20 protein-coding genes are annotated in these 19273 nt (G+C 63.2%); 12 read left to right on the top strand and 8 right to left on the bottom strand.

Annotated features, from left to right (window positions below; genetic code table 11):
- Positions 1-103: 103 nt before the first annotated feature.
- Genes ACQ4WY_RS15745 through ACQ4WY_RS15725 form a run of 5 tightly spaced genes read left to right on the top strand, consistent with a single transcriptional unit; the run spans position 104 to position 4360 of the window.
- Positions 104-1924 (top strand): aminopeptidase P family protein, encoded by a 1821-nt coding sequence (locus ACQ4WY_RS15745; protein ID WP_436504853.1) that lies wholly within the window; start codon positions 104-106, stop codon positions 1922-1924.
- A complete protein-coding gene (locus ACQ4WY_RS15740; RefSeq protein WP_077398459.1) occupies positions 1924-2178 on the top strand; it encodes a hypothetical protein in 255 nt (84 codons plus the stop codon). The genes ACQ4WY_RS15745 and ACQ4WY_RS15740 overlap by 1 nt, the downstream gene beginning before the upstream one ends.
- On the top strand, positions 2179-2919 hold the full coding sequence (locus ACQ4WY_RS15735) for an MgtC/SapB family protein (RefSeq protein ID WP_436504852.1): 741 nt from the start codon (positions 2179-2181) through the stop codon (positions 2917-2919).
- A gap of 16 nt (positions 2920-2935) precedes the next feature.
- A complete protein-coding gene (locus ACQ4WY_RS15730; protein ID WP_436504995.1) occupies positions 2936-3523 on the top strand; it encodes a DUF924 family protein in 588 nt (195 codons plus the stop codon).
- A 9-nt stretch (positions 3524-3532) separates the two neighbouring features.
- The gene (locus ACQ4WY_RS15725; protein ID WP_436504851.1) at positions 3533-4360 is read left to right on the top strand and encodes a Rossmann-like and DUF2520 domain-containing protein; all 828 of its coding nucleotides are present in this window, start codon (positions 3533-3535) and stop codon (positions 4358-4360) included.
- A gap of 1 nt (position 4361) precedes the next feature.
- On the opposite strand, the gene ACQ4WY_RS15720 is transcribed toward ACQ4WY_RS15725, so the two are convergent.
- Entirely contained in the window at positions 4362-5861 is a 1500-nt protein-coding gene (locus ACQ4WY_RS15720; protein ID WP_436504850.1) for a sensor domain-containing diguanylate cyclase, read from the bottom strand.
- A 224-nt stretch (positions 5862-6085) separates the two neighbouring features.
- Here ACQ4WY_RS15720 and ACQ4WY_RS15715 point away from each other — a divergent pair, with 224 nt between their 5' ends.
- Complete coding sequence (locus ACQ4WY_RS15715; RefSeq protein WP_436504849.1) at positions 6086-6448, top strand: hypothetical protein; 363 nt, start codon at positions 6086-6088, stop codon at positions 6446-6448.
- An 18-nt stretch (positions 6449-6466) separates the two neighbouring features.
- Here ACQ4WY_RS15715 and ACQ4WY_RS15710 read toward each other — a convergent pair whose 3' ends face one another.
- Positions 6467-7048, bottom strand: coding sequence for a molybdopterin-dependent oxidoreductase (locus ACQ4WY_RS15710; RefSeq protein ID WP_436504848.1), 582 nt, complete (start codon positions 7046-7048; stop codon positions 6467-6469).
- 236 nt (positions 7049-7284) lie between these two features.
- On the opposite strand from ACQ4WY_RS15710, the gene ACQ4WY_RS15705 reads away from it, so the two are divergent.
- Positions 7285-7866, top strand: coding sequence for a porin family protein (locus tag ACQ4WY_RS15705; RefSeq protein ID WP_436504847.1), 582 nt, complete (start codon positions 7285-7287; stop codon positions 7864-7866).
- A 75-nt stretch (positions 7867-7941) separates the two neighbouring features.
- Here ACQ4WY_RS15705 and ettA read toward each other — a convergent pair whose 3' ends face one another.
- Entirely contained in the window at positions 7942-9609 is a 1668-nt protein-coding gene (ettA, locus tag ACQ4WY_RS15700; RefSeq protein ID WP_034783756.1) for an energy-dependent translational throttle protein EttA, read from the bottom strand.
- 97 nt (positions 9610-9706) lie between these two features.
- Entirely contained in the window at positions 9707-10591 is an 885-nt protein-coding gene (gene rarD / locus ACQ4WY_RS15695) for an EamA family transporter RarD (protein WP_436504846.1), read from the bottom strand.
- A gap of 238 nt (positions 10592-10829) precedes the next feature.
- On the opposite strand from rarD, the gene ACQ4WY_RS15690 reads away from it, so the two are divergent.
- Positions 10830-12707 (top strand): potassium transporter Kup, encoded by a 1878-nt coding sequence (locus ACQ4WY_RS15690; RefSeq protein ID WP_436504845.1) that lies wholly within the window; start codon positions 10830-10832, stop codon positions 12705-12707.
- Positions 12708-12863: 156 nt separating this feature from the next.
- Positions 12864-13325: an FKBP-type peptidyl-prolyl cis-trans isomerase gene (locus tag ACQ4WY_RS15685; RefSeq protein WP_436504844.1), complete on the top strand. Its 462-nt coding sequence runs from the start codon at positions 12864-12866 to the stop codon at positions 13323-13325.
- 66 nt (positions 13326-13391) lie between these two features.
- Here ACQ4WY_RS15685 and ACQ4WY_RS15680 read toward each other — a convergent pair whose 3' ends face one another.
- Genes ACQ4WY_RS15680 through ACQ4WY_RS15670 form a run of 3 tightly spaced genes read right to left on the bottom strand, consistent with a single transcriptional unit; the run spans position 13392 to position 15491 of the window.
- Positions 13392-14069 (bottom strand): Dph6-related ATP pyrophosphatase, encoded by a 678-nt coding sequence (locus ACQ4WY_RS15680; RefSeq protein ID WP_353659332.1) that lies wholly within the window; start codon positions 14067-14069, stop codon positions 13392-13394.
- Positions 14066-14542 (bottom strand): GNAT family N-acetyltransferase, encoded by a 477-nt coding sequence (locus tag ACQ4WY_RS15675; protein ID WP_436504843.1) that lies wholly within the window; start codon positions 14540-14542, stop codon positions 14066-14068. Before ACQ4WY_RS15675 ends, ACQ4WY_RS15680 begins: the two co-directional genes overlap by 4 nt.
- A gap of 40 nt (positions 14543-14582) precedes the next feature.
- Complete coding sequence (locus ACQ4WY_RS15670) at positions 14583-15491, bottom strand: LysR family transcriptional regulator (RefSeq protein ID WP_436504842.1); 909 nt, start codon at positions 15489-15491, stop codon at positions 14583-14585.
- Positions 15492-15611: 120 nt separating this feature from the next.
- On the opposite strand from ACQ4WY_RS15670, the gene ACQ4WY_RS15665 reads away from it, so the two are divergent.
- Positions 15612-16445 (top strand): type 1 glutamine amidotransferase domain-containing protein, encoded by an 834-nt coding sequence (locus tag ACQ4WY_RS15665; protein ID WP_353659329.1) that lies wholly within the window; start codon positions 15612-15614, stop codon positions 16443-16445.
- Between the two features lie 68 nt (positions 16446-16513).
- Here the strand turns inward: ACQ4WY_RS15665 and ACQ4WY_RS15660 are convergent, their stop codons facing one another.
- Positions 16514-16939 (bottom strand): organic hydroperoxide resistance protein, encoded by a 426-nt coding sequence (locus tag ACQ4WY_RS15660; protein ID WP_035823589.1) that lies wholly within the window; start codon positions 16937-16939, stop codon positions 16514-16516.
- Between the two features lie 284 nt (positions 16940-17223).
- On the opposite strand from ACQ4WY_RS15660, the gene ACQ4WY_RS15655 reads away from it, so the two are divergent.
- Together ACQ4WY_RS15655 and ACQ4WY_RS15650 are read left to right on the top strand one after the other, a co-directional pair.
- Positions 17224-18489, top strand: coding sequence for a histidine kinase (locus ACQ4WY_RS15655; protein WP_436504841.1), 1266 nt, complete (start codon positions 17224-17226; stop codon positions 18487-18489).
- Positions 18476-19258, top strand: a complete 783-nt coding sequence (locus ACQ4WY_RS15650) for a LytR/AlgR family response regulator transcription factor (protein WP_436504840.1) — start codon at positions 18476-18478, stop codon at positions 19256-19258. Before ACQ4WY_RS15655 ends, ACQ4WY_RS15650 begins: the two co-directional genes overlap by 14 nt.
- Positions 19259-19273: the final 15 nt, after the last annotated feature.

The raw sequence follows: 19273 nt of genomic DNA, 5'->3' as shown, positions 1-19273 counted from the left end.
CCTGACGGAGCAGCACTATCAATCGTTCCTGCAGGCGCGCAGTGCCTTACCCGGCCTAATCGCGGTATCATAGGCGCTTCCCAGCACCGCTCTTTTCGTCCCCATGCAGACACCTGACCAAGCCACTCCCGCCTCCCGTTTGTCGCAACTGCGCAGCGCCATGCGCGCGCAGCACATCGACGCTTGCATCGTGCCCTCGGCCGACCCGCATTTGTCTGAGTACCTGCCGGCCCGCTGGCAGGGCCGCGAGTGGCTGTCGGGCTTTACGGGTTCGGTCGGCACCCTGGTCGTGACGCAGGATTTTGCCGGCATGTGGACCGATGGCCGCTACTGGGAACAGGCGGAAGACGAACTGGCCGGCAGCGGCATCGTCCTGAAGAAAATCCCGTCCGGCGCCAGCGTGCTGTACATCGACTGGCTGGGCGAGACCATGCAGCCGGGGCAGACGGTGGCCGTCGATGGCGCCGTGCTGGGCCTGGCCAATGCGCGCCTGCTGCAGCAGGCGCTGGGCGCGCAAGTGACCCTGCGCACGGACACCGATGTGCTGCAAGCCGTCTGGCCGCAGCGCCCGGCCATGCCCGCCGCCCCTGTGGTCGAGCATGCGGCCGCGTATCCATCGCTGTCGCGCATGGAAAAACTGGCGGCCCTGCGCGCCAGCATGGCGGCGCACGGCGCCAGCCACCATGTGATTTCCACCCTCGACGATATCGCCTGGCTGTTCAACCTGCGCGGCGCCGACGTCAATTACAACCCCGTCTTCCTCGCGCATGCGCTGGTGGGTCCCGAGCGCGCCACCCTGTTTGTCGCCGATGGCAAGCTGCCCGCCGCGCTGCGCGCCACCCTGGAAGCCCAGGGCGTGGACGTGGTTGCGTATGAGCGCACAGCGGCTGCGCTGGCTGCCTTGCCTGCCGGCGCCACCTTGCTGCTGGACCCGCGCCGCATCACCTTCGGCACGCGCCAGGCCGTGGCCGAGGGCGTGCGCGTGGTCGAAGCCATCAACCCGACCACCCTGGCCAAGTCGCGCAAGACGGATGCCGAAGCGGCGCACGTGCGCGCCGCCATGGAGCAGGATGGCGCCGCCCTGTGCGAATTTTTCAGCTGGTTAGATAGCACCCTGGCCGACCAGCAACGCGCACCGTTGACGGAAATCGGCGTCGATGAACACCTGACGGCCGCCCGCGCCCGTCGCGCCGGTTTTGTGAGCCCCAGTTTCGGCACCATCGCCGGCTTCAACGCGCATGGCGCCATCATGCATTACCACGCGCATGCGGGCACGGAAGCGACCATCGAAGGCGACGGCTTGCTGCTGATCGACTCGGGCGGCCAGTATTGGGGCGGCACCACGGATATCACGCGCGTGGTCCCCGTCGGCACGATCACGGCTGAACACAAGCGCGACTTCACCCTGGTCTTGCGCAGCATGATCGCCCTGTCGCGCGCGCAGTTCCCGCGCGGCGTGAAGTCGCCCATGCTCGATGCGATTGCGCGCGCACCGCTGTGGGCTGAGGGCATCGACTTCGGCCATGGTACGGGCCACGGCGTGGGTTTTTTCCTCAACGTCCACGAAGGGCCGCAATCGATTTCCCAATCCGCCATGCCGGAGCCGCAGACGGCCATGGAGATAGGCATGATCACTTCCATCGAGCCAGGAATCTACCGCCCCGGCCAGTGGGGCATCCGCATCGAGAATCTGGTGCTGAATGTACCAGCGATTCCCGCGGGGGCGACGCAGTTCGGTGAATTCCTGCGTTTTGAAACATTGACCCTGTGCCCGATCGATACGCGCTGCGTGGAACGCTCGCTGTTGCGCGACGACGAGGCGGCCTGGCTCAACGATTATCACGCCACCGTACGCGCGCGCCTGGCGCCGCACTTGGCGGGCGACGCGCTGGCGTGGCTGGAACAGCGCACGGGAGCCATCTGATGCGCTCGACCCGCGCCACGTCCGCCATCGAGCGGCTCAAGGAACGCACCGGCCACCGCCTCTACACGATGGCGCGCACGGGCGACGAACTGTTCTTTCTCACGGAAGGCCCCGGCTTGCCGCCCCTGTGCCCGCCGCTGGAGCTGGACGCCTTTGTCGCCTTCGTCAATGGCCTGGGACCGCAAAAGGCGCGCCGCGTCAGCAAGCTCGATGTGGCGTTTGAAAAACAGCTGACCAAAAAGCCCCAGGATTAAATGCCGACCATCGACTTCCTGCGCGCCTACTGGTCGCCGGCCGAGCTGGCGACGAATGGCGTGATCCTGCTGAACCTGCTGGGCGCGCTGCTGCTGGGCTTGCTGGTGGGATACGAGCGTTCGTATCACGGGCGCGCGGCGGGCATGCGCACCTACAGCCTTGTCTGCATGGCGTCGGCCGCGCTGACGGTGCTGGGCGGCTATCCCGAGTTCTGGTACGGCGGCCATGGCGCCATCGTCGGCAGCGACCCCACGCGCGTCATCCAGGGCATCGTCACGGGTGTGGGTTTCCTCGGCGCCGGCGTCATCATGCGCGAGGGCTTCAATATCAGCGGCCTGACGACGGCCGCCTCGATCTGGGCCTCGTCCGTGATCGGCATCATGGTCGGCATCGGCTTTTATTTGTCGGCCATGGGTCTGGCCTTTCTGTGCGCGATGGCGATGATATTTCTGTCAAAATTGGAGAACTGGCTGCCGTCGCGCCATGCGGTGGCCATCACCATGCGCTTCCGGCAAGGGTTTATTCCGCGCGAAGATGCGTTGCGGCGCATGGCGGCCAAGCGCGGCTACGACATCGCCAGCGGCTCGCTGACCATCGGCAGCAGCGACGGCATGCAGGAGTGGCGTTTTGTTGCCATCGCGCATGGCAAGAACACGGGCGCCAGCCTGTCCGCCATGTCGGCCGAACTGGCCGCTTTCGAGGGCATCGCCGGCTTCCAGCTGTCGCATGCCCGCAATTGATACGGATGCTGAGAGGATGGACATGGATGCACAGGCCCAAGATGTACTCGATTTCTGGTTCCTGCCGCCGGATAACCCTGACTATGGCCAGTCGCGCGCGGAATGGTTCCGCAAGGATGACGGCTTCGACGCGCAGATACGCGACCGTTTCGGCGCGCTGATCGATGCCGCTATCGAGGGCGGCTTGCGCGAATGGGACGCGACACCGCACGGCGCGCTGGCGCGCCTCATCGTGCTCGATCAATTCACGCGCAATGTGTATCGCGGCACGCCGCGCGCCTTTGCCGGCGACTCCCGGGCGCTGGCGCTGGCCGTCGGCTTGACGGACGCAGGGCAGGACCGGCAGTTGCCGCCGATGCTGCGCGCCTTTGCCTACCTGCCGTTCGAACACGCGGAAGACCTGGCCATGCAGGCGCGCGCCGTCGAGCTGTTCCAGCTGCTGTCGCAGGCACAGCCCGGTTTTGACGGCATGCTCGATTATGCGCAGCGGCACCAGGAAGTGATCGCCCGCTTTGGTCGCTTCCCGCACCGCAACGGGATCCTCGGACGCGCCTCCACGCCGCAAGAGCTGGAATTCCTGCGCCAGCCTGGATCGAGTTTCTAGCCTATTACCATGAACGTGACCCTGAATATCATCGGCGCCGGCCATGTGGGCCGCGTGCTGGGCCGTCTGTTCGCCGGCGTGGAAGGTATCGTCGTGCAGGACGTGCTGACGCGCTCAATGGCATCGGCGCAGGCGGCCGTCGATTTCATCGGCGCCGGCACGCCTGTCGCCAGCTATGTGGCCTTGCGGCGCGCCGACGTCACCATGCTGGCCGTGGCGGACGACCAGATCGGCCCGGCCTGCGCGGCGCTGGTGGCCGAAGGACGCCAGGCTGGCGCCATCGTGTTCCACTGCAGCGGCGCGCTGGCCTCGAACGTGCTGCTGGCGGCCACGCAGGCCGGCGCCTTTGTCGCCAGCGCCCACCCGATCCGCAGCTTTGCCGACCCGCAGCAGGTGGCCGCCACCTTTGACGGCACGTTTTGCGGCGTCGAAGGCGATCCGCTGGCGCTGGCCTTCCTCACGCCAGCCTTGAATGCCATCGGCGCGCGCCCCGTGTCCATCGACCCGGCCGCCAAGACCCTGTATCACGCCGCTGCCGTGTTTGCCAGCAATTACCTGGTGACGGTGCTCGATGCCGCGCTGCGCGCCTACCAGGCGGCTGGCATTCCCGAGCCGGTGGCGCGCGAACTGGCGCAGCCCCTGGTGACGGAAGCGGTGGCAAATGTATTCCGCCTGGGCGCCGCGCCCGCGCTGTCCGGCCCCATCGCACGGGGCGATTCGGCCACCGTGCAACGCCAGCAGCTGGCCGTGCAAAGCTGGGATGCCGCCACGGGCGAGTTGTACCGCGCGCTGGTGGCGCCCACGCAGGATCTGGCCAGGCGCAAGCGCGGGCAATAAATCAATCGGCGGCGTGCACGCCGTTGCGTCCGTGCTGCTTGGCCTGATACAGCGCGCTGTCGGCGCGCGAAAAGAAGGCCGATTCGCTTTCCTCTGGCCGGTACTCGGCCACGCCCAGGCTGATCGTCACGGGTACCTGCGGTTCGGGCAGGCCGAAATCGTGGCGTTCGATGGCGGCGCGCAGGTTTTCCGCCACTTCCGCCGCTTTGGCCAGGCTGCAGTTATTCAGCAATACCAAGTATTCCTCGCCGCCCCAGCGCGTGATGACATCGCTTTCGCGCACGGTGGCGCGCGCCACGTCGGCCACGCCACGGATGACCTTGTCGCCCCACAGGTGGCCATGGGTATCGTTGACGCGCTTGAAGAAATCGATGTCGAACAGGATGGCAGACATGGGCTGCTCGTTGCGTTTGGACAGGAGCATGGCGCGTTGGAACAGCAACTCCAGCGATTGGCGGTTCAATAGTCCGGTCAGCGCATCCGTCGAGGCGATGCGCTCGATGCGGCGCTGGTAGCGGTTCACCGTCAGCAAGGTCAGCACCAGTACCAGCAGGGTGACGCCAAAGCTGATGGCCAGGTTGAAGATGAATACGCGCTGCAGCGACTGGACTTCGTCGCTGACATTCTGCTCGACCACCAGGTACCAGCCCAGTTCGGGAATGAAGCGCGAGTTGACGAGGATTTGCGCACGGCCCAACTGGTACGACAGATGCGTCGGTTCGCTCTGGTGGTTGATGATCTGGTCGGCAATGGCGTTCACGCCGGGCAAGCTGCGGATGTTGCCGTGCCCGTTGCGCATGGTCTTGCCCGCCAGCACCAACGTGCCGGCGGCATCGACAAAATAGATGTTGCGGTGGAAGCGCGCCTGGTAGCGGTCGATGATGTGGTTCATGGTGGCCAGGGTCAGGCCGATGCCCGTGGCGCCGATGAACCTGCCGTTGTAATCGTAGACGCGGTGGTTGATGAAGATGGTCATGCTGTCGCGGTTGGCCATGTCCACGTCGACATTGGTTTCATAATCGCTGCTGTCCATGGCGCGCACGCGGTAGTACCAGATGTCGCGCGTTGCTTGCGGGCTGACGGATTTCAAGGTGCCTTCCGCGTAATAATATTTGCTGCTCTTGTCCGAGACGAGAAAGCTGGTGATGGCGCCGTATTTTTTCTTGACTTCGGCCAGGTAGCGCACGATCTGTTCCGGCTTGTTTTCGCCGGCGAGGATCCAGTCGCGCACGAAGGTGTCGTGCGCCATCAGCGAGGAAATGAAGACGGGACGCAGCATGTCCTTCTGGATTTCGGAATAGATATTGTCGCCCGTCAGCGGCAAGGTCTGGTCGGCGATGCCATGCTCGATGGCCTGGCGCGAGGCCAGGTAGCTGGCCAGGCTGGTGGCCATGAAGCCCGCCCCCAGGATCAGGGTCAGGAGGATGAGCAGGCGGTACTTGATCGACAGAAGACGCATGGAGACGAGGGAGTGGCAGGCGGGAAGGCAATCGTGACGCAAGCCAAAAGTATGCAGCAGGCCGGGTATTGGCGCAATGATAACTGGCTTTATTGATAATTTACGCTGGCGAACGCGACAAGATAACCACGACTTACCAAATAAAAGTACCGATTTGTCGACAAAGATGCAAATTAGCAATAAGATTTGACGAGGGGAATCATTGCGCACCGCCCCTGTCTTGCCGCCCGTTTCAGGCGTGGGACATTACGCGCAGGGAGTGTTGTATGTTATTTTTAAAGAGTACGTCCGTCAGCAAGGCCCCCGGCATCTACGAGGTCGACATCGCCGCCAAACCACCGGGCAAGACCTTCGGCATTTTTCTCGCCACCGATCCCGACCATCCACCAGCTGCTTTGCTGGGACAATTGAAGGCGCTCGGCTTCGAGAACACCTATAGTTCGCCCTACCTGCACAAGGATGCGGGCAAGGTGCTGGATCTGCATTTCCAGAAGGATGGCACGGATATCTTCAAGGGCTGGAAAACCGACGAGTGCACGCACAACCTGGCAGCCATCACGGCCCTGTTCGAGGAGCATGGCATTACCATCGCGCCGCGTGTCATGTCGATGGCGGAAGCCTACGCTTGATTGGTGTTGTAATCTGCTTCAGCCCGCCTCCACGCCGATGTGATACAGCGCCCACGGGCAGCTGGCGAACCGTTCGGCCAGGGGCAGGGCCGCCACGGCCGCGATGCGGTCCGCATCGTGGATTGCCCATAGCGGCCCCAGGCCGCCCAGCGCCATTGGCTGCCCGTCCAGGTGGGTGGCGATAATAAAACGCTGTGCGCGCGCCTGCGCCATGGTCAGCGCCGCCGCATAGCCATCCACGGCGCGCAGCAGCAGGCGGATATCGCCTTCCTCCGGCGCGCCCGCCGCCTTCAATACCTCGACCAGCAGCGGCCCGCGCAGGGCATGCGCCTTGCCATCGTATTCCAGGGTGGGGTGGATGGTGCGCGCCGGCAAGTTCGCCAGCGCCGTGAAGTCGAAGGCCCGCGCCCTCTCAAAACTGATCTTTTGCTTGTGCATCATCTGGTCGCGCACGGCGTCGAACGGGCCCCGGTTGGGTTTGTCGATGCTGCCCGTGATGGTCAGCAGGGCCGGACCGCGCAGGCCGGCGGGCGCCGCCCGGGCGATGGCGGGCAGGGCCGCGGCGGCCATGCCGGCGGCGAGAAACTGGCGTTTGTGCATGCACTTCTCCTCTTGACTGAAAATCGCTAATTTCCTTAAGTCTATCTTAAGTTCGTCCAACGGTGCGCATTTTACGGTTATTGTCAGTTTGCAATGCCGACTTACATCTTGTCACAGTTCTTACGGAATCGAGAAAGACGTAGTTTTTTTCGGCTGTTAATGTGTAGTCATCGCACTTCGCTGAACTGCGAATCCAGGCATGAATCTAGGAACATTCACTAATTGAGAGAGAGAACATGATGAAGAAGAAAATCCTGTTTGCAATGATCGCTTCCGTTACCGCACTGACCGGCATGAGCGCCGCGCACGCCGAAGGCGCCTATGTGGGCGCTGGTGTCACGGGCAACCGTTATAACTTCGATATTCCCGGCGCCACCAGCGCCGATAATCACAGCGGCTACAAGGCCGGCGCCAAGATCTTCGCCGGTTACGATTTCGATAAAACCTGGGCGGTCGAGGGCGGCTATGCCGATTTCGGCAGCAAGGATTACAGCTATGTCACCGGTGCCGGCAACGGTTCCGTGAAAAGCGACTCGCATGGCTACTATCTGGCCGGCAAGGCTACCATGCCGGTGACCGACAAGATCGGCGTGTTCGGTAAGCTCGGTGTGGCCAAGGTCAAGAATAGCTTGAGCGGCACCGGCCTGTCGACCGGCATCAGCGGCAACGACAAGACGGGCGTGTACGCTTCCGTCGGTGCCCAGTACGCGATCAACGAGAAAGTCTCGCTGACGGCGGAAGTGGAGCACTTCGGCAAGAGCGCCGACCAGGGCCGCAAGGCCACGGGCCTCGCTTTAGGCGCACGCTACAACTTCTAATTTACCAGAAGTTTGCTGAAAAAAAAGGCAGTCACCGTGAGGTGACTGCCTTTTTTACATTATCCGACGTGAAACTTAGGTCGTGAGCGGTTTGTAGCGGATACGTTTCGGCTTCGCGCCTTCTTCGCCCAGGCGTTTTTTCTTGTCGGCTTCATATTCCTGATAGTTGCCGTCAAAGAAGGTGACCTGCGAATTGCCTTCGAAGGCCAGGATGTGCGTGGCGATACGGTCGAGGAACCAGCGATCATGCGAAATGACCATGACGCTGCCGGCAAATTCCAGCAGGGCGTCTTCCAGCGCGCGCAAGGTTTCCACGTCCAGATCGTTCGACGGTTCATCGAGCAGCAGGACGTTACCGCCCATCAGCAGGGTTTTCGCCAGGTGCAGACGGCCACGTTCACCGCCGGACAGGTTGCCCACCATTTTCTGCTGGTCCGAACCCTTGAAGTTGAAGCGGCCCAGGTAGGCGCGCGACGGCATTTCGAAGCGGCCCACGGTCAGCATGTCGGCGCCGCCGGACACATCTTCAAAGACGGACTTGTTGTCGGCCAGCGAATCGCGGTTCTGGTCGACGATGGAGACGCGCGCCGTCTGGCCGATGGCCACTTCGCCGCTGTCCGGCTGTTCCTTGCCGGTAATCATCTTGAACAGGGTCGACTTACCGGCGCCGTTGGGGCCGATGATGCCGACGATGGCGCCTGGCGGCACGGTAAAGCTCAGGTTGTCGATCAGCAAACGGTCGCCGAACGCTTTCGACACGTTCTTGAACTCGATGACGTCATTGCCCAGGCGTTCGGCCACGGGAATGAAGATCTCCTGCGTTTCGTTGCGCTTCTGGTATTCGTGCTCGGACAGCTCATTGAAACGGGCCAGGCGGGCTTTCGACTTGGCCTGGCGCGCTTTCGGGTTCTGGCGCGACCATTCCAATTCCTTCTGCAGCGCCTTTTGGCGCGCCGATTCCGTCGATTCCTCCTGCTTCAGGCGGGCTTGCTTCTGCTCCAGCCAGGTCGAGTAATTGCCCTTCCATGGAATGCCGCTGCCGCGGTCCAGCTCCAGGATCCACTCGGCTGCGTTGTCGAGGAAGTAACGGTCATGGGTGATGGCCACCACGGTGCCGGGGAAGCGCAGCAGGAATTGTTCCAGCCAGTCGACCGATTCCGCATCCAGATGGTTGGTCGGCTCATCGAGCAGCAGCATGTCGGGCTTGGACAGCAGCAGCTTGCACAGCGCCACGCGGCGCTTTTCACCGCCGGACAGCACGCCGACCTTGGCGTCCCATGGCGGCAGGCGCAGTGCGTCGGCCGCCATTTCCAGCTGCAGATTCAGATTGCCGCCGTCGGACGTCGAAATGATCGCTTCCAGGCGTGCCTGTTCCGTGGCCAGGGCGTCGAAATCGGCGTCTTCCTCGGCATACGCGGCGTACACGGCTTCCAGCTTGGCTTGCGCTTCAAAGACTTCGCCCAGGCCCGACTCCACTTCCTGGCGCACGGTTTTTTCCGGGTCCAGCTGCGGTTCCTGCGGCAGGTAGCCGATGTTCAGGCCCGGCATCGGCACGGCTTCGCCCTGGATGTCGGTGTCGATGCCTGCCATAATTTTCAGCAGGGTCGATTTGCCGGAGCCGTTCAGGCCCAGCACGCCGATCTTCGCGCCTGGGAAGAAGGACAGGGAAATATCTTTCAGAATCTGGCGTTTGGGCGGGACGATTTTGCCCACGCGATTCATGGTGTAGACGTAATTTGCCATTAGAAATCTCGGGTGATATACAAAGACGGACAGGATACGGTAAACGCCCGCTTCCGGCCAGCGCTGCGCGCTGCGGAAACGGGCGTCAGGGGCAAGACTAGGCGGCGCTGCGCGCGCGGCGGCTGCTCCACAGGCCTTCGGCCGCATACAGGCCCAGCGCCGTCCAGATGACGAGGAAGCCCAGCATGCGTTCGGGCGTGAACGATTCGTGGAAGACCCACACGCCGATCAGCAGCTGGCCCGTGGGAGCGATGTATTGCAATAACCCCAGCACGGCCAGCGGCAGGCGGCGCGCGCCAGCGGCAAACAGCAGCAGGGGGATGGCCGTGATGGGGCCGGACGCCAGCAGCAGGGCGCGCGTGGCGGACGAGTCAGTATTGACGAAGCCGCTCTGGCCATGCCAGGCCAGCCACAGCATGTAGGCCAGCGCCAAAGGGAACAGAATCAATGTTTCGAATGACAAGCCTTCCAGCGCGCCCAGCGCGGCCGTTTTGCGCAGCAAGCCATAGCCGCCAAACGTGGCTGCCAGCAGCAGGGCGATCCATGGCACTTGCCCAGCCTGCCAAGTGAGCCAGGCCACGCCGCAGGCGGCCAGGCCGATGGCCAGCCACTGCAGGCGACGCAGGCGCTCGTGCAGCAGCAAGAAGCCCAGCATCACGTTGATCAGGGGCGTAATAAAGTAGCCGAGGCTGGCGTCGACGACGTGGCCGTTGTTGACGGCCCATATATAGATGAACCAGTTGGCGGAGAGCAAAAACGCGCTGGCCACGAAGCTGACCACGACCCTGGGCTGCGCTTTCAGGCTGCCCAGCCAGCTCCACTGACGGCGCACGGTCAGCACGACGCCCAGGAACAATAGCGACCAGACCATGCGGTGCGCCAGGATTTCCTGTGGTGCGATCTCGCCGATGGCGTGGAAGTACAGGGGGAACAGGCCCCAGCACAGGAAGGCGAGGGAGGCGTACAACATGCCTGGATTCATGATGGGGTTCGCTGAAGAGTAGACAGTCTGTCATTATGGCTGAAAACATCGGGGGCTGCCCGGCGCCGCTGGCGAGGGGTAGAATGGCAACAAATTACTGGCCGCAAGCCCGCGCAGCAAGGCGGAGCGGCACAAAACCACGACTTTGGGGCAGCTGCGGAACCATGCAAAAATACTCTTGCTATTTGCTAATACCTATCATATTGTGCGATGCAACAAAACAAAAACGGGTGCAACCTTGACGTCGGAACATAAAAAAAGCGGCCTTGCCGGCATGACGCTGGCGGCCGTGGGCATCGTTTACGGCGATATCGGCACCAGTCCGCTGTACACCCTGAAGACGGTGTTTGACCCGGCCCACGGCCTGCTGCTCTCGCACGAGAACCTGCTGGGTATCGTCTCGCTGATTTTCTGGGGCCTGACCCTGATCGTCTCGCTCAAGTACGTGACCCTGGTGCTGCGCGCCGACAATCGCGGCGAGGGCGGCATCATGGCCTTGATGGCGCTGGTGCTGTCGTCCGTCAGCCGCCTGTCGCGCTGGCATTTCCCGCTGATGGTGATCGGCGTCTTCGGCGCCACCCTGTTTTATGGCGACAGCGTGATCACGCCAGCCATTTCCGTGCTGTCGGCGATCGAAGGCCTGGAAGTGGCCACGCCCGCCTTCAGTCCGTATGTGGTGCCGCTGACGATGGTGGTGCTGGTGGCGCTGTACTCGGTGCAGTCGCACGGCACGGCCGGTATCGGCCGCTATTTTGCCCCCATCATGGTGCTGTGGTTTGCTACGCTGGCCGGCATGGGCGTGGTCAACATCATCAAGTCGCCGGCCATCCTGGCCGCACTCAACCCCCTGCACGCGGCGACCTTCCTGATGAATAACGGTTTTGTCGCCTTTGTCGCCCTGGGCGCCGTGGTGCTGGCGCTGACGGGCGCCGAGGCGCTGTACGCCGACATGGGCCACTTCGGCAAGAAGCCGATCCGCCTGGCCTGGTTCCTGATCGCCTTTCCCGCGCTGGCGCTGAACTACCTGGGCCAGGGCGGCTTGCTGCTGGCCCATCCGGAAGCCGTCTCGAATCCGTTTTACCAGCAGTTGGGCGCGTGGAGCGTATATCCGCTGGTGATCCTGTCGACCATGGCCACCGTGATCGCCTCGCAGGCGACCATTTCCGGCACCTTCTCGATGACCAAGCAAGCCATCGCGCTGGGCTTTTTGCCGCGCATGCGCGTGCGCCACACGTCGGAAAGCGAAATCGGGCAGATTTACATTCCCGCCGTGAACTGGCTGCAGCTGTCCGTGGTGCTGCTGGCCGTCATCGGCTTCGGCTCTTCGGAAAACCTGGCCGCCGCCTACGGCATCGCCGTCACGGCCACCATGCTGTCGACCACGATCCTGACCTTCTTCGTCATCCGCTACCGCTGGAAGATGAACCTGGCCCTGTGCTGGGCCGCGACGGGCTTTTTCCTGATCATCGACGTCAACCTGGTGTCAGCCACGGCGCTGAAACTGTTCCACGGCGGCTGGTTCCCGTTGCTGCTGGGCTCGATTTTGTTCATCGTCATGCTGACCTGGAAGCGGGGCCGCCAACTGGTGTTCCAGAACCTGGAAAAGCATGCGATTCCGCTCGACGATTTCCTCTCGTCGCTGTTCATCGCGCCGCCGCTGCGCGTGCCCGGCACGGCCATCTTCCTGCGCGGCGAAACGGACGGCGTGCCACATGCGCTGCTGCACAACTTGCTGCACAACAAAGTGTTGCACGAACGGGTGATCTTCCTGACCGTCTTCATGCATGAAGAGCCGTGGGTGGCGCCATCGGAGCGCGTGCGCGTGGTGGACCTGGGTCATCAGTGCTACCAGGTCAATGTGCATTACGGCTTCAAGGATGAACCGGACATTCCGGCTGCGCTGGCGCAGTGCGCCGAGCAGGGACTGGACTTCGAGATGATGGAAACGTCGTTTTTCATCGCGCGCCAGACCATCATCTCGACGCCGGGTGCCGGCATGATGCCGTGGCGCGAGCACCTGTTCGTCACCATGTCGCGCAATGCGCGCACGGCGGCCGACTACTATCAGATTCCGAGCAACCGGGTGATCGAACTGGGTACGCAGGTGGAAATCTAGATGGCGTGGCTATTGTGGCAACGTTGCGTGGGTGCATAATTTTCCGCCACGCTTACGTCTGCTTACAAATGCAGCAGGCGACTCCTGTTAAACTGCAGCCCGTACCGGTCCGCACCGTACGGGCCTTAGCCATACACCAATATTTAAAGGGAAACCATGAAATCGGTATTTCAAATAATCGCCACCCTCGTTTGCGCCGTGGCCCTGACCGCTTGCGGTGCCGCTGCCAACACCGAGAAGCCGGTCGTGCTTGACCCGAATACGCAAGTGAAAGAGTTCGCCTTTCCTGACCTGGTGAAAGGCACCGGCGCGACCGCCGCGGCGGGGGATACCCTGACGGTGACCTACACGGGCTGGCTGTATGACGCAAGCAAGCCGGGCAACAAAGGTGTGCAGTTCGATGCAAGCCCGGCGGGCGCCGGTTTTACTTTCGTCCTGGGCATCGGCCAGGTCATCCTGGGCTGGGACCGCGGCCTGGTCGGCATGCAGGTCGGTGGCACGCGCACGCTGGCCATTCCGTATGATCTGGGTTATGGCAAGGCTGGCAGTTCGCCGAAGATTCCTGGCTACGCTGGCTTGCTGTTTGAAGTCAAGCTGGTCGCCGTGACGAAAAAATAAGCACGCGCAGGGCAGCAGGGACAAGGGCGATTCCACGGAATCGCCCTTTTTGCTTTGGCGGCCTCGTTAGGCCACAGGCGGGGCCAGTTCCTGGAAGTAATACGTGGCGCCGCCCAGATTGGCTGGCGCGTCGTATTGCAGCACCTGCGTGCGGCGCAGCGCCACCGGTGCGCTGAAGGCGGGGCCGTCGTAGACGAAGGTATGGAATTCGCCGTTTTCGCCGCAGGCGTCGACGCCGGGCGGCAGGTCGGCCAAAAAGGCGGCGTCGAACTCGCGCCCGCAAAATTCGCGCGGCAGGTGCTGGCCATTGATGCAGACGACGATGGCCTTGAAGCCGGCGGCGAGAAATTCGTCGACCAGCGCGCGCCGCGCTTCGCCCCACAGCGGCAGGTGGGCCGTCAGGCCGGCAGCGGCGCAGACTTTTTCTTCCCAGTCGCGGTGCGGCTGCAAGTCGATGTCGCCGAAGATCGCGTGGACTATGCCCTCGTCTTTCGCCGCGCGCAGCATGGCGATGAATTTCTCCTCGTAACTGGCCCAGCTGGCGTGATAGCGCTGCAGGCGTGCCCCCAGGCTGGCCGCCTGCGCTGCGAGCAATTCCGGCGGCACGCCGTGCGAGCGCGATTTGCGGCCATCTTCATCCATCGCCGTGATCAACAGCGGCACGGCCATGCCGGCGTTGCGCGCGCGCCACAGGGCCAGGCAGGAATCCTTGCCGCCGCTCCAGGAAATGAGGGCCGTCGTCATGCCGCCGCTTCCGGCTGCACTGCGCGCAGCATGTCGACGTGCTGTATGCCATCTTCGTCGTAGGGCGCGCTGACGGTAACAAAGCCGAAGGATTGATAGAAGCGCTCAAGGTACTGCTGCGCGCCGATGCGGGTGGCGTGGCCAGGGTGCTGGCGTTCGGCGCGCGCGATGCCCTCAAGCAATAGCTGTTTGCCGGCGCCCGTGGTGCGCGCCTCGGGCGCCGTCAGCACGCGGCCCAGCGACATTTCCACATACTTGGCGCCGGGCGCCAGCACCCTCAGATATGCGGCCAGCCGGCGCTGGCCGTCGACCGTTTGCCAGCCCAGCAAATGCATGGCTTGCTGGTCATGGCCATCGAGATCCGGGTAAATACACTGCTGTTCGATGACGAACACGCGCTGGCGCAGGGCCAGCACCTGGTACAAATCGTGGGGGCCGAGTTCGTCGAACGTGTTCCATTGCCAGGTGATCATGGGGCATCCTTGATTGAGAGTGGCCGTGATTTTACCGGCTTCACGCCGCCGGCGTGGGATAGCGCTGCGCATACCACTGCTTCAGGTGCTCGATGCAGCGCGTCACGCGGGGCGCCACCAGCTGGCGCGACGGGTAGATGGCAAACAGTGCCAGGCTGGGACGCTCTATTTCTGGAAACAGCTCGACCAGGGCGCCGCTGGCCAGTTCCGCGCGGCAGACGAAGGTGGGCAGGATGCCGATGCCCAGGCCGCGCAGGATCAGGCTGCGCATGAACAGCGTGTTGTTCGTGCGTACCCAGTTCGGCACTTCGATGTCGCTGTGCAGTCCCGCATGGCGCAGCGGCCAGCGGCTGCCGAACAGGGCGTGGCTGTAGATGAAGCAGCGCTGGCGCGTCAGGTCCGTGGGGGCGAGCAGGGGGCCGTGGCGTTCCAGGTAGGCGGGCGCGCAGCAGATGTGCAGGCGGTAGTCGTGGATGTGGCGCGCCACATAGCTTGAATCGGTAAGCGCGGTGGTGACGCGAAAGCCCAGGTCGTAGTTGGCTGCCGCCAAGTCGACGTACTCATCCTTCAGGTCGACGTCCAGGCGCAGCGCGGGCCAGTCGGCCATGAAATCGGCCAGGCCTTCGGCCAGTTCGCCCACGCCCAGCGTCAGCGGCGCATTGATGCGCAAGCGGCCCGTCACATGCGCCGTCGAATGGGCCACCATGTCTTCCGCCTGCGCCAGTTCGTCGAGCAGCTTGCGGCAGTGCTCGAGGTAGGCGGCGCCCGTTTCCGTCAGGGCCAGCTGGCGTGTGGTGCGCGTCATCAGGCGTCCACCGAGTTCCTGCTCCAGCTGGCCGATGCGCCGGCTCACATACGACGCCGACAGGTCCAGTTCGTCGGCCGCGCGGCGAAAGCTGCCCAGCTCGGCCACGCGGCGAAATAGCTGCATCGCCTGTAATTTGTCCATGTCTTGTCCTATTCGGCGCTTCTATTCAGTCGTATTACGCATCAGTGCTGTACATTATTCATCATTTTTATGTATTTGATTCAGAATATGCTGGTGACTTCTCTACAGAAAGGTTACACCATGAAAAAATTACTGATCAGCAGCCTGTTGCTGGCCGCCTTTTCCACTGCCCAGGCGGCCGACGTCCTCGTCGTGCTGTCGGATGCGGACCACCTTGAGCTGCGCGACGGCAAGGTCTTCCCGACGGGCTTTTATCTGAATGAATTGATGCAGCCCGTGAAAAAGCTGCTCGATGCGGGCCATACGGTGACTTTTGCCACGCCGCAGGGTAAGGCGCCCACCCTGGACGCCAGCTCGGATACGGTCGATTATTTTGGCGGCGACGCCACCGCGCACGCGGCGCACAAGGCGCTGCTGGACCAGCTGGCGCTGACAGTGCCGGGCCGTTCGCCTGTGATCAGCCTGAAACGGGTGGAGCAGATCGGCTATGGCCACTATGCGGCTGTGCTGGTGCCGGGCGGCCACGCGCCGATGCAGGATCTGTTGAAGGACGCCAGCCTGGGCGCCTTGCTGCGCCAGTTCCATGCGGACGGCAAGCCGACGGCGCTGCTGTGCCATGGCCCCATCGCACTGCTGTCGGCCTTGCCGCAAACGGGAGCATTTGTGGCCGCGCTGGAAGCGGGCCGGACGCCCGCCAAGCCAGCCGCCTGGATCTACAGCGGCTACCGCATGACGGTGATCAGTAATGAGGAAGAGACGGCGGCGCAGGGCTCGCTGAAGGGCGGGACGATGAAGTTCTATCCGCAGTCGGGCTTGCAGGCGGCCGGCGCGCGGTATGTACAGAACCAGGCGCCGTGGACCAGCAACGTCGTGGTCGACCGCGAACTGATCACGGGACAGAACCCCGCCTCGGCGCCGGCTCTGGCAGACAAGCTGCTGCAGGCGCTGCGTTAACGGAAAATCCCCGGCGGCGCCAGGGCGCGGCCGGGGATATACAGAGCGTGCAGCCCTTTTTTCTGCTATTACACGATCGTCAGGGTGACGTCGATGTTGCCGCGCGTGGCGTTCGAGTATGGGCAGACGATGTGGGCGGCGGCGACCAGCGCTTCGGCGGCGGCGCGTTCCATGCCTGGCAGCGAAATTTTCAGTTCCACTTCGATGCCGAAGCCCGTGTCGATGGCGCCGATGCCGACGTTACCTTCGATGGACAGGTCCGCTGGCAGGGCGATCTTGTCGCGGCCGCCGACGAATTTCATGGCGCCGATGAAGCAGGCCGAGTAGCCAGCGGCAAACAGCTGCTCCGGATTGGTGCCGACGGCGCCATTGCCGCCCAGTTCTTTTGGCGTGGTCAGCTTGACGTCCAGCACATTGTCGGACGAGACGGCACGGCCTTCGCGGCCTCCGGTGGCGGTAGCTTGGGCGCGGTACAGGACTTGTTTGATCGACATGATGGTTTCCTTGGTATGGATAAAATAGTTGGCTACTAAATAGTGTACTACTTGTTTCGTGGGCTAGTGCCCCAGGATGCCCGTCTGAAGAAGCGATTGCAGCGTCCATGTGCTCAATATATATCGCGCGCTATTTAATTGCAAGCTATTTTATTTCGTGACGGCGCGGATTGGTGCTTTATTTTGATGCCTTTGTCGCCACTACCGGGCTTCCATCGCATAATGGCCACCGTCGCCGGGGCCGATGGTTATGCTTGGCCCACTTCACACCCCAAGGAAAAATCATGACTAGCCTCTTCTTTATCCTGCGCATCACCCTGGCCACGATGGTCACGTACATCATCGCCACGGCGATCCTGGTCGAGAATTTCCTGCGCTATATCTTCGGGCATACGGAAGGCTTCTTTGTCATCGTCGGCGCACTGCTGGCCAGCGCCGTCATCACGAATGCGTTTTCGCACGTGCGGCGCGTGCGCCTGATCGCCGGCGCCGTCAATGCCAGCACCCTGTCGAGCCGCCAGCGGCGCCAGATCGAGATCCCGTTCGAGGCGGGCGAGGCGTTCGACATGATCGACGCGGCCATCCGCGAATTGCCGGGCAGCGAAGTGGTCGAAAGCGCGCGTGACAGCCTGCAGGTGCAGGCCCGCGTGCGCCGCGCCGCGCCCTACACGCACACGGGCTTGCCCCGCATGCGCGTGCTGAGTTTCCTTGAGCCGCGGCCGAACCAGATCCTCGCCACCGTCACGCCGAATGGCGAGGCGGGCAGCGTGACCCTGATCTGCGAGCCGGCGCGCAATGCCTGGACCGACTGGTTCCTCGTCGACCATGGCAGCAACCTGGAAAACGCGGAAGCGGTGACGCGGGCAATGACGCGCCGGGTGGCGCAGCGCCGTCGCGGCGAACAGGCCGAGGCGCGCCAGACGGTGACGGAAAAGGAACTCACGGTGGCCAAGCTGAGCCTGCTGCATGCGCAGGTCGAGCCGCACTTCCTGTACAACACCCTGGCCAGCGCGCAACTGCTCACGCGCAGCGATCCCGTGCGCGCCGACGAGATGCTGGGCAACCTCATCCTGTACCTGCGCCACTCGCTGCCGCGCACGGAACAATCCATGTCGACCCTGGGCACGGAACTGGAACGGGCGCGCGCCTATCTCGATATCCTGAAAATTCGCATGGGCGGACGCCTTAACCTGCAGATCGAGGTACCGCAATACCTGCGCCAGGCGGAGTTGCCGCCGATGATGCTGCAAACCCTGGTGGAAAACGCCATCAAGCATGGCCTGGAGCCGAAAAGCGGCGGCGGCACCATCTGGATCATGGCGCGCAGCGGCAACGGCACGGTGATCGTCACGGTAGCCGACGACGGCAAGGGTTTCAGCGACGACGGCGCCGGCACGGGCATCGGCTTGCGCAATGTGCGCGAACGCCTGCGCCTGACTTATGGTGCGGCCGCGTCGTTTTCCATCCTCGCCAATTTCCCCGATGGCGTGACGGCCACCATCACGGTGCCCGACAGCACGGCGCAAGGAGTCTCCTATGCATCAGCCTGAGATGAGCTGCGTTATCGCCGAAGACGAAACCCTGCTGCGCGACGCGCTCGTGGCCCTGCTGGCCGAAGAGTGGCCGGCACTGCGCATCGTCGCCGCCTGCGACGACGGCGGCGCGGCGCTCGACGCCATCGCCACCCTGCGACCCGACGTCGCCTTCCTGGATATCCGCATGCCTGGCTTGACGGGGCTGGAAGTGGCGGCCGGCGCGCTCGACGCCAGTCCCGCCACGCAGGTGGTGTTCGTCACCGCCTACGACCAGTACGCGATCGATGCCTTCGACAAGGGCGCCGTCGATTACTTATTGAAACCCATAGCCCGCGAGCGCCTGCAAGCGACCTTGCAGCGCGTGCAGGCACGGGCCGGCAAGACTCAGGTGGATGACGGCGCGCTGGCCGGCTTGCTGCAGCAATTGAGCAGCGCCTTGCCGGCGGCCGCCAAGTCGCCGCCGCTGGTGTGGCTGACGGCCAGCAGCGGCAAGGATACGCGGCTGATCATGGTGGAAGACATCGCCTATTTTCAGTCCGACACCAAGTACACGGCTGTCATGACGGCGGATGGCGAGGCGCTGCTGCGCAAGCCGATCCGCGAACTACTCGATGTGCTCGACCCGGCCATTTTCAAGCAGATCCACCGCTCCACCATCGTCAACATGAAGATGGTGGCATCCGTCACGCGCGACGAGGTGGGACGCGGCGCCTTGCGTCTGAAAACGCGGCCGGAAACCCTGGCCGTGAGCCAGCCGTTCATGGCGCTGTTCCGCAATATGTAGCCGCTATTGCGCCGT

Source organism: Janthinobacterium salmonicoloratum, from assembly GCF_051380845.1.
Classification (GTDB): Bacteria; Pseudomonadota; Gammaproteobacteria; order Burkholderiales; family Burkholderiaceae_D; genus Janthinobacterium; species Janthinobacterium lividum_F.
Note: the sequence above shows the minus strand (reverse complement) of the source record. Positions and strands in the feature narration are given on the sequence as shown.